Here is an 11,776-nt window from a genome sequence, read left to right as displayed (position 1 = left end):
GCCCACGGCACCCCGCTCCGACGGTGTCATCCGAGGCGCTCGAACCGTGCTAATGTCTTCTTCGGCCGCGGAAACGCAGGCCGGAAACAATACTCGTCCGGGTGGCGGAAATGGCAGACGCGCTAGCTTGAGGTGCTAGTGCCCGTATAGGGCGTGGGGGTTCAAGTCCCCCCTCGGACACAGGCAGAACCCCTCGATCTCACGGAGATCGGGGGGTTCTTCTCGTTGGTGCCGGCGGTTCGTGCAGCCGTGACCGCGAGCGATGCGGTCAGAGGTCGAGAAGACCTTGAGCCGTGCTCCAGACGGTGTCGCTCGTCGCATCGTCCAGGTCGGTGTCGACGAGCCTCTCCAGCAGGAGTTCCGGGTCGATGAGACCGTGCCGGACCAGGGCGGAGACGAAGGACCGGTCCTTGTCCCGGTTCGCGACAAGCTTCGCCACGCACAGGTCGTGCGGGTCGAGGCACCAGCCGATCCGCCCGCGGGTGTTGTCGTTCTGCACTCGAAGGAGACGGCCCTCCCAGCCGCGAGGCAGGACCGCCGTCCTCCGGCCGACGCCGTCCAAGTGGAACCCGTGCGTGGCGTCGAACGAGGACAGCTCGCCGGCGACTCCGCTGAGTCTCGTCGCCAGCGTTTCACTGTCGGTGTCGTTCAGCGGGAGGACGTCGAGCTCGTTCGATGCCGTCGCCTCGACGGGCAGCTCCGACTCGCTCCAGGTGCCCAGCACCGACTGGGAGCCGATGATGATCACCTCGTCGGCCTGGATGATCTCCGTCGCTGCACGGATCCCGTGCTCCAGCTCGGCCCGGTTCACGCGCTCGCCTCGAGCAGCGCCGGTCGCTCCTCGTCGGGGATCAGCCCGGCGAGCGGTGACACGGAGCGCAGGTCGTGAGCGTGCTCCGTCTCCACGAGCAGGGCCTCGATCTGCGTGGAGAGAGGACTGCGGAGCAGCTCTGCCCACTCGTCCAGCCACTGGTGCGCCTCCCCGCGGACCTTGCCTCGCAATTGCTCGAGCCGCGCTTCCGCCCGAGGACGGAAGTCCGGAGAGCGGTCGAGGAGTTCCAGCGCGGCGCGGTGGAGCTGGACGGAGCGAATGGCCTCGCGACGCAGTGACCGATCACGGTCCCGACGATCCGCCTCGACCCCGGCCATGACCGCCGCGTGGGAGGGGAGGGCGCGCCTCAGGAGACGACGCGCGGCGAGCGCCGTCGTCCGGTCGGTCCGTCGCGCGAGCGCGGCGATGCTCAGCCCGATCGGCACCGGTCCCTCGCTGACGAACGGCCACCGCTCATCGGGGACGTGATGCAGGATCACGGAAGTCGATGACGGGCCCGCTGCGGCGACCTCTTCTCGGAGCTGAGCCTTCAGCCGGGTGGAGACGAGCAGCTCGAGGCGGCTGACGTCGCGCGGGCCCGCTCGGGGGTCCGATGCTCCGACGGGGAGCAGCTCCCGCTGCTCCCCCCGCAGCTGGTCGACGAGTTCCGTGGGAAGCTCCAGGGACTCCGGCGGCAGAAGCTCGGCGGTCCACGAGCGCGTCACCGCCACAGGATCCTCCGCGCTCTCGAGCCGCTGGATCATCCGGGTGATGCGACTCCGCTCGGACCTCGTCAGGGCCGGGTCCACAGCACCCGAGAGCGCGGCGACGAATCCCCACGCCATCCGGTCGCCGAGCGGGCGAGAGACGCGCGGCGAGGGGACGTCCTGATCACCCCTGATGACATGCACGCCTCCGACCTTCTCCGCCCGAATGCGCCCCTCAGCGATGAGCTGACGGATGCGCGCCGCACTGACGCCGCGCTCTCGCGCGACATCGGTGACGGACTTCAACTCCTGCTCGGTCATGAAAGGAAGTCTATCGAAGACGCAAGGGAAGTGCACCGATAAATTTGAGCGAACAGACCAGCGCTGAGATGAGCACCGAGAGTCCGCTCCCTTGACGGTCGACCGCGTCGCTCCTAGGCTCTCGCCGGGTGAGAAACCGAATGAAACAGTTTCCTGAATCGGAAGCACGGGTCTTACTTCTCGTCCGGCGTCGTGTCGGATGACCTCGATCGAACGGACGCGCCATGACGACCACCTCCTTCACCGCCGGCTGGATCGTCCGGGCGCCGCGCGGGCCGTTCGCCGCCGTGCAGGGCGGGGTCGACGACTCCGTCGCGGTGACGCTGCCGCACGACGCGCTGCGCGACGCCGAGCGCTCGCCGGACGCGGTGTCGAAGGGTGGCGCGGCCTACTACCCGGGCGGTGCCTACAGCTACGTCACGACGTTCGAGGTGCCGGCGGAGTGGGCGGGCAAGGTCGTACGGCTGGAAGTGCAGGGCGCGTACCGGCACGCGATGGTGTTCCTCAACGACGAGTTCGCCGGGAACCGCGCCGACGGCTTCGCGCGCTTCTTCGTGGAGCTGACCCCGTTCCTCCGCTTCGGTGAGACGAACACGCTGCGGATCGAGGTCCGCTCGGGCCAGGACTCGCGCTGGTACGCCGGCGCCGGCCTGCACCGGCCGGTGCTGCTGCACGTCGACGAGCCCGTGCACATCGAGCCGGACGGCGTGCGGATCACGACCGTGCGCATCGAGGGCGACCAGGCGGTCGTCGAGGTCGCGACGAGCATCGTCAACCGCGGGCTCGTGACGTCGTCGCTCACGGTGTCCACCGAGCTGACCGGGGCGACCGGCGATGTGGTCGAGAGCGCGACGGCGCCCGTGACCGTCGCCCCCGGCCGGACCGCCCTCGTGCGCCAGCGCCTCTACGTGCAGGACCCGGCCCTCTGGAGCGTCGACTCCCCCGCCCTGCACACCGCCCGCACGAGCATCGGCGTCGGCGACGACGTCGTCACCGTGCACGGCATCCGCACCGTCACCGTCGACCCGCGCAAGGGACTGCGGATCAACGGCGAGACCGTGCTGCTGCGCGGCGCCTGCATCCACAGCGACAACGGCGTCCTCGGTGCCGCCTCGATCGCCCGGGCGGAGGAGCGCCGGATCCAGCTGCTCAAGGAGGCCGGCTTCAACGCGATCCGCATGGCGCACAACCCCGCCTCGCCGTCGATGCTCGACGCCTGCGACCGCCTCGGCATGCTCGTGATGGACGAGGCCTTCGACATGTGGGTCCGCGGCAAGACGCACCACGACTACTCCCTCGACTTCGCGCAGTGGTGGCGGGCCGACCTGGAGTCGCTGGTCGCGAAGGACTACAACCACCCCAGCGTGATCCTCTACTCGATCGGCAACGAGATCGTCGAGGTCGGCACCCCGCACGGGGCGGTGCTGGCTCGCGATCTCGCCGAGTACGTGCGCTCGCTCGACCCGACCCGCCCTGTCACCAACGGCGTGAACCCGACGCTGGCGGTGCTCGACGAGCTCGACAGCATCCTCGCCTCGGAGCAGGGGCTGAACGAGCTGATGGGCGAGGCCGGCGCCGGGATGATGGCGGCGATCGGCTCCTCCGACGCCGTCACCCGCCGCACAGCGGAGTCGAGCGCCGCGGTCGACGTGCTCGGACTGAACTACGCCGACGGGCGCTACGCGAGCGACGCGGAGCTTTTCCCGCAGCGCGTGATCGTCGGGTCGGAGACGTTCCCGACGCAGATCGGCGAGCTGTGGCCGAAGGTGCTCGCGAACCCGAACGTGATCGGCGACTTCACCTGGACCGGCTGGGACTACCTCGGCGAGGTCGGCATCGGCGCCACCTCCTACGCGGAGGACCCGGCGGCGAACGGCGCGCTGGAGCGCGAGTACCCGTACCTGACGGCGTGGTGCGGCGATCTGGACATCACCGGGTGGCGGCGGCCCGCGTCGTACTACCGTGAGATCGTCTTCGGGCTGCGCTCGGAGCCGGCGATCGCGGTCGTGCGGCCGGAGCGGCACGGGCAGACGGTGACGATGCAGTCGCCCTGGGCGTGGAGCGACTCGGTCGGCTCCTGGACCTGGCCCGGCTTCGAGGGCTCCCCCGTCACCGTCGAGGTGGCGGCGGACGCGGACGAGGTGGCGCTGCTGCTCGACGGCGTCGAGGTGGGGCGCGCGGCCGTCGGTGCGGTGCGGCCGATGCTGGCGTCGATCGAGACGGTGTACCGGCCGGGCACGCTGACCGCGGTGGCCTACCGGTCCGGGAGGGAGACGGGGCGCAGTTCGCTCGTGTCGGCGTCGGGACCGGCGGTGCTGACCGCGACGGCGGACCGGGTGGAGCTGCGGGCGGATGACACCGACCTCGCGTACATCGCGATCGAGCTGCGCGACGCTGCGGGCGTCCTGGTCACGGGTGCGGACCGCGTCGTCTCGGTCGCCGTCGAGGGCGCGGGCGTGCTCGCGGGCTTCGGAAGCGGAGCACCCGCCACCACCGAGCGCTTCGACGCCGCATCGCGGACGACGTTCGACGGCCGCGCGCTCGCCGTGGTCCGTCCGACCGGCGCGGGGCCCATCACGGTGCTCGTCTCCTCTGACGGACTGGACGACGTCCGGATCGAGCTCTCGGCGAGCTGACGATCGACAGCGCAGCCTCTCCCCTTCCGCGGGCGGCGCATCTCTTGCTGATCGAGTAGCCCGCGCAGCGGGCGTATCGAGATCCACCGTCTGCAAAGCGCGGGTCTCGATACGCCCCTGCGGGGCTACTCGACCAGCATGTCTGCGGGCACGTCTTGGACGTTGATCCATCAGCGGCCGACGAGGAGCCTGCACACCGACCTGCTGACGACGTCGGGTCTCGATACGCCCCTGCGGGGCTACTGGACCAGCATCTCTGCGGGCATGTCTTGGAAGTTGATCCGCGAGCGGCGAACGAGGAGCCTGCAGACCGACCTGCTGACGACGTCGGGTCTCGATACGCCCCTCCGGGGTTACTCGACCAGCATGCCGGGCGGTTGTCGAGCAATGCGTAAGCTTCCCTCACGCTGCGGCGAATCCATGCTGATCGAGTAGCCCGCACAGCGGGCATATCGAGATCCACCACCTACGGAGGGCGGGTCTGCAGACTTGCCTTCTGGACGACCGCGGGTCTCGATACGCCGCCTCCAGCGGCTACTCGACCAGCATGGGTGAGCAGCCGAACTGGGAGCGCGTCAGTCGCACCGGCCGCGGCGGCGAGCCCATGCTGATCGAGTAGCCCGCGCAGCGGGCGTATCGAGATCCACCCTCACCGGAAGCGGAGTCTGCAGACCCACCGGGCTGACGACGGTGGGTCTCGATACGCCCCTTCGGGGCTACTCGACCAGCATGTCTGCGGGCGTCTCTTCCAAGTAGATCCACCCGCACCAGAAGCGAAGTCTGCAGACCCGCCGTGCTGACGACGTCGGGTCTCGATACGCCTCTCCCGGGCTACTCGACCAGCATGGGTGAGCAGCCCGACGGGGACGGTGTCAGGCGGCGACGACTCCGGCCGGCGACCAGCCGAGCGCCGGGGCGATCGACTCGGCGACGGTCTGCAGGAGGCGCGCGTTGTAGTCGACGCCCAGCTGGTTGGGGACGGTGAGCAGGAGGGTGTCCGCCTCCTGGACGGCGACGTCGGCGGCGAGCTCCTCGGCGAGGCGGTCGGGCTCGCCGGTGTAGCTGCGGCCGAAGCGGGCGCGGACGCCCTCGAGGGAGGCGACCTGATCGCGCTCGCCGCGGCCGCCGAAGTAGAGGCGGTCGAGGTCGGTCGTGATCGGGAGGACGCTGCGCGACACGGAGACGCGCGGGGTCCGCTCCCAGCCGGCCTCCGCCCAGGCGGCGCGGTACTCGCGGATCTGCCGCGCCTGCAGCTCGTCGAAGGGGATGCCCTCCTCCTCGAGCAGGAGCGTGGAGGACTGCAGGTTCATGCCCTGCTCGGCCGCCCAGCGGGCCGTGGCGAAGCTGCCCGCACCCCACCAGATGCGGTCCTCGAGGCCCGGCGAGCGCGGCTCGATCGCCAGCGGACTCGACATCCCGGTGCGCGCGGGGTCTGTCTCGGCGACGGCGGCGCCCGAGAGCGCCTCGCGGAAGAGCTGCACCTTGCGCCGGGCGAGGTCGGCGTCGGTCGTGCCCTCGGAGGGCACGTAGCCGAACGCCTCGGAGCCCCGCAGCGCGGTCTCCGGCGATCCCCGGCTCACGCCGAGCTCCAGCCGGCCACCGGAGATGAGGTCGGTCGCGGCCGCCTCCTCCGCCATGTAGAGCGGGTTCTCGTAGCGCATGTCGATGACGCCGGTGCCGATCTCGATCCGGCGGGTGCGTGCGGCGATCGCCGCCAGGAGCGGGAACGGTGAGGCCAGCTGCGGCGCGAAGTGGTGCACGCGAACGTACGCGCCGTCGATGCCGATCTCCTCGGCCACCTCCGCGAGCTCGATGGTCTGCAGGAGCACGTCGCGCGCAGTGTGCGTCAGGGACCCCTCGACGGACTGGTAGTGGCCGAAGGAGAGGAAGCCGATGCGCGAGACCATGCCTGCTCCAGCGTCGGACGCGCCCCGGCTATTCCCGGCGTCGGCGGACCCGGGGTGCGTCCTTCCGGCTCAGCTCGCCTCGAAGTCGGCGGAGACCGAGGCCGAGACCTCGATGTCCTCGGGCTTGAGCGCGAGCTCCTCCTGACCCTTGAACGCCATCGCCCGGCTCATCACGGCCGAGCCTCCCTCGATCCGGGTGTGCGGGCGCAGTCCGGGCTCGAAGAGGGTGAGCACGCGGGGCTCGCCCAGGCCGAGGGCGGAGGCGTAGGCGGCGGCGCGCTCGCGGGCGTCTCGGACGGCGGACACCCGCACCTCGCGCTCGGCGCTCGCGCGCCGGGCGGCGGTGACGTCCCAGTCGACCCCGGCGACGGTGATGCCGGGGGCCTCCGAGACGGAGGAGACCCAGCGCCCGAGGGCGTCGAAGTCGCGGTACTTCACCCGGACGCTCGCGGCGGCGACGTGGAAGGGCTCGGTGACGTCGGAGTCCTTGAGGTACCGCTGGATCGTCGAGACCGAGACCTGGTCGGCCGACCACCAGGTCGCCGCGCCCGAGGCCTGCTCGGCGCGGGCCTCCTCGCGCACGCGAGCGTGCAGGGCCGTCACCTCGGCGAGCGCCTGGGAGCGCGAGCGCGACTCGCGGCGGATCTCGAGGCGGACGGTGCCGCGTTCTGCGGGGTGGAAGTGCTGGGCGATCCCGGCGACGGTGATGGTGACCATGGCCTCATGGTGCCCCATCGGGCTGCGTCGGAGGTGCGGGACCAGGGGCCGGAGGTGCAGGCCCAGGGGTCAGAGGTGCAGACCCAGAGCGCCGCGGAGGCGGTCGGCGAGCGCGAGCTCGATCGCGAGGTTGCTGAGGAGCTGGTCGCGGTGGGCGCCTCGGGCGGGCAGGACGGCGACGCCGGTGCGCGGGTCGGTGGAGCCGCGCAGGGCGCGCTCGCAGTCGGCGATCGTCTTCTCGATCAGCTCGAGCCGGCGGGCCAGGCGGTCCGACTGGTAGTGCTCGCTCGAGATGGGTCCGTCGAAGGGGTGGCGGGTGGTGGGGGTCGTGAGGGTCGCGGTGGCGATTGCTGCTGCACTCATGCTGATCCGATCCGTCGGGGCGCGTGGTGGGCGCCGTTCGTGTGGGACACAGAACAGCACGGGAGGGCGCCGCCGGCGAGATCGGTGACGCGATGCGCACAGTGCTGGCACGAATCGTGCAGATACCTGGCACGATTCGTTTTTCGTGGCGCGATTCGTCCTACGGACCGACCACCGCCTCGAGCATCGTCAGTCGCGGAAGACGACCAGCTGCTCGTTGCCGACGATCGCGAGGGTCCGGACCAGCCGGGTGTAGCGCTCGACGAGCTCCTCGACCGCGGCACCCTGGCCGACCAGCGCGGCGATGCTCTCGGCGGGGAAGAGCGAGACGATCTCCATCGCGACCGCCCTGCCGTGCTCGAAGGAGAGGGCGCGCGCGTACTCCAGGGCGCGGGTCAGCTGCGGGCGGTCGCCCTCGGAGGCGACGGCCGGGTCGGCGTCCGCGGCGTGTGCGAGGACGGCGACGAACACCCGCGCGATCTCGTCGACCCGCAGTGCGCGGACCAGCGTGAGGAGGCGCGAGGACACCCGCGACACCCCGCGCGCCAGCAGCTCGCCGCTGAGGGCGCGGACCTCGATCACGTCGCCGCCGACGAAGTCTCCGGAGACCCGCTTGATGCCGGACGCGAACAGGCTCGAGCCGGAGGCGATGCTGCGCTCGGCCTCGAGGTTGATCTCGACCCGGCCGCGGGAGGTCGCGACGCCGGAGATCCAGCGCTGCTCGACCGCGGGGTGCGTGTGCACGGCGCGGACGAGCGTGCCGGGGCCGGGGCCGTCGATGGCGCCGAGGATGACCTCGGGCGTGCGGGCGCCGGCGATGCGCGTCGAGACCCCGTTGTGCGCGGCGAGCTCGGCCGCCTTGAGCTTGGAGCGGATGCCGCCGCGGCCCGTCCCGCCCTTCTGCACGCTGATGCCGCGCAGCTCGGTGATCCCGAGCTCGTCGAGGTGCACGCCCTCCGCGATGCTGCCGGCGAAGACGCCCGAGACGTCGGTGAGCAGCAGCAGCAGATCCGCGCCGAGAAGCATCGCGAGGCCGCCGGCGACGCCGTCGTTGTCGGAGCCGGCGGAGTCGATGGTGTCGTTGCCGTTGACGATCGGCACGACGCCCGCGTCGAGCGCGTGCCGGATCGCCTCCGCGACGTGCGCCATCTGCCGCGGCGAGGCGAGATCGGACTCGCCGATCAGGATCTGGGCGACGAGCGAGCCGGAGAGCTCGGCCACCGAGCGGTAGAAGCCCATCAGCACGGTCTGGCCGACGGCGGCAGCGAGGCGCGGGCTGATCGGCGCGTCCTGCGAGCGGGCGAAGAGCGCCCGGCCGGAGGAGACGGCGCCGGAGGAGACCAGGACGACGTCCCAGCCGAGGGCGCGGGCGCCGAACGCGCTCTCGAGGGCGCTGGCGAGGAGCACCGGGTCCGGTCCGGACTGCTTGGTCACCGAGCTCGAGCCCATCTTGACCACGAGCGTCCGCCGCCGCACCGGGAGGGAGGAGGGGTTCTCGGCGGCGGCTTCGGGCAGGGCGTCGGACATGGCTCCCATGGTAGAGGCGCGCTCGCGGCACCCCCGCCGGATTTCCCTAGTGCTGGTCGGTTTTTGGCGTATCCTTCTCGCGGAGCCGACGAGGGCTCCCCTTCGGAAGGACGCCCCCATGACATCGACGTCATCCCCCGCCGGCGAACCGCTCGACGAGCAGGTCGACCGCCGCTACCTCGACCCCCTGCGCCCCGTGGCCGAGCGGGTCGAGATCCTCCTCGGCCAGATGACGCTCGAGGAGAAGGCCGGGCTGTTCTTCCAGACCATGGTCGTGATGGGCGAGGGCGGAGCGCTCGCCGAGGACGGCGCGTTCGGGCTGCCCTCGACCGCGACGATAGTGCTCGAGAAGCGGATGTCGCACTTCAACCTGCTCGGCGGCGGGACGGCCACGGCGCGCGAGCTCGCCGAGTGGCACAACCGCGTCCAGGAGCTGGCCTCCTCGAGCCGGCTCGGGATCCCCGTGACCCTTTCCACCGATCCGCGCCACTCCTTCACCGACAACCCCGGCACCGGGACGCAGGCGGAGGCGTTCTCGCAGTGGCCGGAGCCGCTGGGCCTCGCCGCGATCGGCGACGAGGACCTGGTCGAGCGCTTCGGCGACATCGCGCGCCAGGAGTACCTCGCGGTCGGCCTGCGCGTCGCGCTGCACCCGCAGATCGACCTGGCGACCGAGTCGCGCTGGGCACGTCAGGTCGGCACCTTCGGCGAGGACGCCGAGCTCACCGGGCGGCTCGGCGCCGCCTACATCCGCGGCTTCCAGGGCGACGTGCTCGGGGCGCAGTCGGTCGCGACGATGACCAAGCACTTCCCCGGCGGCGGACCGCAGAAGGACGGCGAGGACCCGCACTTCCCCTACGGCCGCGAGCAGGTCTACCCCGGCGGCAACGCCGAGTACCACCTGCAGCCCTTCGTGAAGGCCTTCGAGGCGGGCACCAGCCAGATCATGCCGTACTACGGGATGCCGGTCGGGACCGAGCACGAGGAGGTCGGCTTCGGCTTCAACCGCTCGGTGATCACGGGGCTGCTGCGCGAGCGGTTCGGCTTCGACGGCATCGTCTGCACCGACTGGGGGCTGCTCTCGGACTCCGACATCATGGGCGACCACCACGTGGCGCGCGCCTGGGGTGTGGAGCACCTGTCGGTGCCGGAGCGGATGGCGAAGGCCCTCGACGCCGGCGTCGACCAGTTCGGCGGCGAGTCGATCCCGGAGACGCTGGTCGCCCTGGTCGAGGAGGGGACGGTCGCCGAGGAGCGGCTCGACGTGTCCGTGCGGCGGCTGCTGCGGGAGAAGTTCGTGCTCGGGCTGTTCGACGCGCGCGCGGTCGATCCGGGTGCCGCCGAGGCGGTCGTCGGCTCGGCGGAGTTCCGCGCGGCGGGCGATGCCGCCCAGCGCGCGGCGATCACGGTCCTCGCGCAGGACGGCGTCCTGCCGGCGCGGCAGGGGCTGCGGCTGTACGTCGAGGGGATCGATCCGGCGGTCGCCGCGGAGTACGGCGACGTCGTCGACGCTCCGGAGGAAGCGGAGCTCGCGGTGATCCGGCTGCAGGCGCCCTTCGAGCGGCGGGCGACGGCGTTCGAGAACCACTTCCACGCCGGCTCGCTCGACTTCCCGGACGAGGTCGTGGAGCACGTCCTGGCCATGGCGGCACAGGTGCCGACGATCGTCGACGTGTTCCTCGATCGGCCGGCGATCCTCACTCCGCTTGTCGAGTCCGCGGCGGCGCTGCTGGGCGACTTCGGGGCGTCGGGGGCCGCGGTGCTCGACGTGGTGTTCGGAGTGTCGGAGGCTCGTGGAACACTGCCGATGGACCTTCCGCGCTCGATGGCCGCCGCGGCGGCCCGCCGGCCGGACGTGCCGTTCGACACCGCGGATCCGCTGTTCCGCTTCGGTCACGGGCTGCGCGTGACGGGGTCCGCGGAGGGGTAGCGCAGCGGGCCCCGGACTCCTCCACAGGGGCCGATCCGGGGCCTTCTCCACCGGTCCGGCACCCGGCGCGGCGGATGTCGGTGGCGATTGACATACTCGAACACATGTTCGAACATGGGTTGATGAGCCCCCCTTCACAGCACCCCTCCCCGGGGGTCGCCGACACCGCGGAACCGCTGCTGCGGCAGCTCGCGTCGGTGAAGGAGCTGCAGTCGCGGATCCGCGACATGCAGGCGACGACGCTGGAGTCGAAGAGCCTGGCGACGCTGCCGGCCTTCGCCTCCGTGCTGCCGGGCGGGGCGCTCAAGCAGGGCGCCGCCTACTCGGTCGAGGGCTCGATGAGCCTGGCCATGGGGCTGCTGGCGGGCCCGTCGTCCGAGGGCTCCTGGTGCGGGGTCGTCGGCGTCCCCGAGTTCGGTGCCGAGGCGGCGGCCGGGCTGGGGATCGACCTGGAGCGGCTCGTGCTCGTGCCCTCCCCCGCCGAGCACTGGCTCACGGTCACCGCGGCCCTGGTCGACGTCCTCACCGTCGTGCTGACCCGCCCGCCGGCCTCCGTCTCCGCGGCCGACGTCTCCCGGCTGGGGGCACGGCTGCGTCAGCGCGGCGCGGCGCTCGTCGTCCTCGGCGAGTGGCCGCAGGCGGAGGCGCGGCTCAGCATCCGCAGCAGCCGCTGGGAGGGGCTCGGCGCCGGTCACGGCTACCTGCGCACGCGTGAGGCGCTCGTCGACGTCGTCGGCCGCGCCGGGACGCGGGTGCGCACCGTGCGGATGAGCATGCCCGGTACCGGACGCCCCTTCGGCGTGCTCGGCGGGCCCTCGCGCCTGCAGGAGCGGACCCTGCACGAGCGGGCGGTGTGA

General features: G+C 71.7%; 9 protein-coding genes and 1 tRNA gene. 4 read left to right on the top strand and 6 right to left on the bottom strand.

What is annotated here, in order from left to right; genetic code table 11:
• Positions 1–95 precede the first annotated feature (95 nt).
• A tRNA-Leu gene (locus tag HQQ86_RS18585) sits at positions 96–180 on the top strand.
• A gap of 88 nt (positions 181–268) precedes the next feature.
• On the opposite strand, the gene HQQ86_RS18580 is transcribed toward HQQ86_RS18585, so the two are convergent.
• Both HQQ86_RS18580 and HQQ86_RS18575 read right to left on the bottom strand, forming a co-directional pair.
• On the bottom strand, positions 269–811 hold the full coding sequence (locus HQQ86_RS18580; RefSeq protein WP_123735754.1) for a DUF6036 family nucleotidyltransferase: 543 nt from the start codon (positions 809–811) through the stop codon (positions 269–271).
• Positions 808–1,839 (bottom strand): hypothetical protein, encoded by a 1,032-nt coding sequence (locus tag HQQ86_RS18575; RefSeq protein ID WP_173289850.1) that lies wholly within the window; start codon positions 1,837–1,839, stop codon positions 808–810. Before HQQ86_RS18575 ends, HQQ86_RS18580 begins: the two co-directional genes overlap by 4 nt.
• A gap of 224 nt (positions 1,840–2,063) precedes the next feature.
• On the opposite strand from HQQ86_RS18575, the gene HQQ86_RS18570 reads away from it, so the two are divergent.
• Positions 2,064–4,475, top strand: coding sequence for a glycoside hydrolase family 2 TIM barrel-domain containing protein (locus tag HQQ86_RS18570; protein WP_173289848.1), 2,412 nt, complete (start codon positions 2,064–2,066; stop codon positions 4,473–4,475).
• Positions 4,476–5,347: 872 nt separating this feature from the next.
• Here HQQ86_RS18570 and HQQ86_RS18565 read toward each other — a convergent pair.
• From HQQ86_RS18565 to proB, 4 genes are all read right to left on the bottom strand, one after another.
• Positions 5,348–6,382 carry an LLM class flavin-dependent oxidoreductase gene (locus HQQ86_RS18565; protein ID WP_173289846.1) on the bottom strand — a complete coding sequence of 345 codons (1,035 nt, stop codon included), beginning with the start codon at positions 6,380–6,382 and terminating at the stop codon, positions 5,348–5,350.
• 69 nt (positions 6,383–6,451) lie between these two features.
• Entirely contained in the window at positions 6,452–7,099 is a 648-nt protein-coding gene (locus tag HQQ86_RS18560; protein WP_173289844.1) for an SIMPL domain-containing protein, read from the bottom strand.
• Positions 7,100–7,168: 69 nt separating this feature from the next.
• Positions 7,169–7,462, bottom strand: a complete 294-nt coding sequence (locus HQQ86_RS18555) for a hypothetical protein (protein ID WP_173289842.1) — start codon at positions 7,460–7,462, stop codon at positions 7,169–7,171.
• A gap of 189 nt (positions 7,463–7,651) precedes the next feature.
• Positions 7,652–8,989 carry a glutamate 5-kinase gene (gene proB, locus HQQ86_RS18550; RefSeq protein ID WP_173289840.1) on the bottom strand — a complete coding sequence of 446 codons (1,338 nt, stop codon included), beginning with the start codon at positions 8,987–8,989 and terminating at the stop codon, positions 7,652–7,654.
• 118 nt (positions 8,990–9,107) lie between these two features.
• Between proB and HQQ86_RS18545 the strand changes: the two genes are divergently transcribed.
• Both HQQ86_RS18545 and HQQ86_RS18540 read left to right on the top strand, forming a co-directional pair.
• Positions 9,108–10,919, top strand: coding sequence for a glycoside hydrolase family 3 protein (locus HQQ86_RS18545; protein ID WP_173289838.1), 1,812 nt, complete (start codon positions 9,108–9,110; stop codon positions 10,917–10,919).
• A 122-nt stretch (positions 10,920–11,041) separates the two neighbouring features.
• Entirely contained in the window at positions 11,042–11,776 is a 735-nt protein-coding gene (locus HQQ86_RS18540; RefSeq protein ID WP_173289836.1) for a hypothetical protein, read from the top strand.

It is taken from the genome of Rathayibacter sp. VKM Ac-2857 (assembly GCF_013205025.1).
GTDB lineage: Bacteria > Actinomycetota > Actinomycetes > Actinomycetales > Microbacteriaceae > Rathayibacter.
The sequence above is the reverse complement of the archived record's forward strand: the minus strand, read 5'-3'. Positions and strand labels throughout refer to the sequence as shown.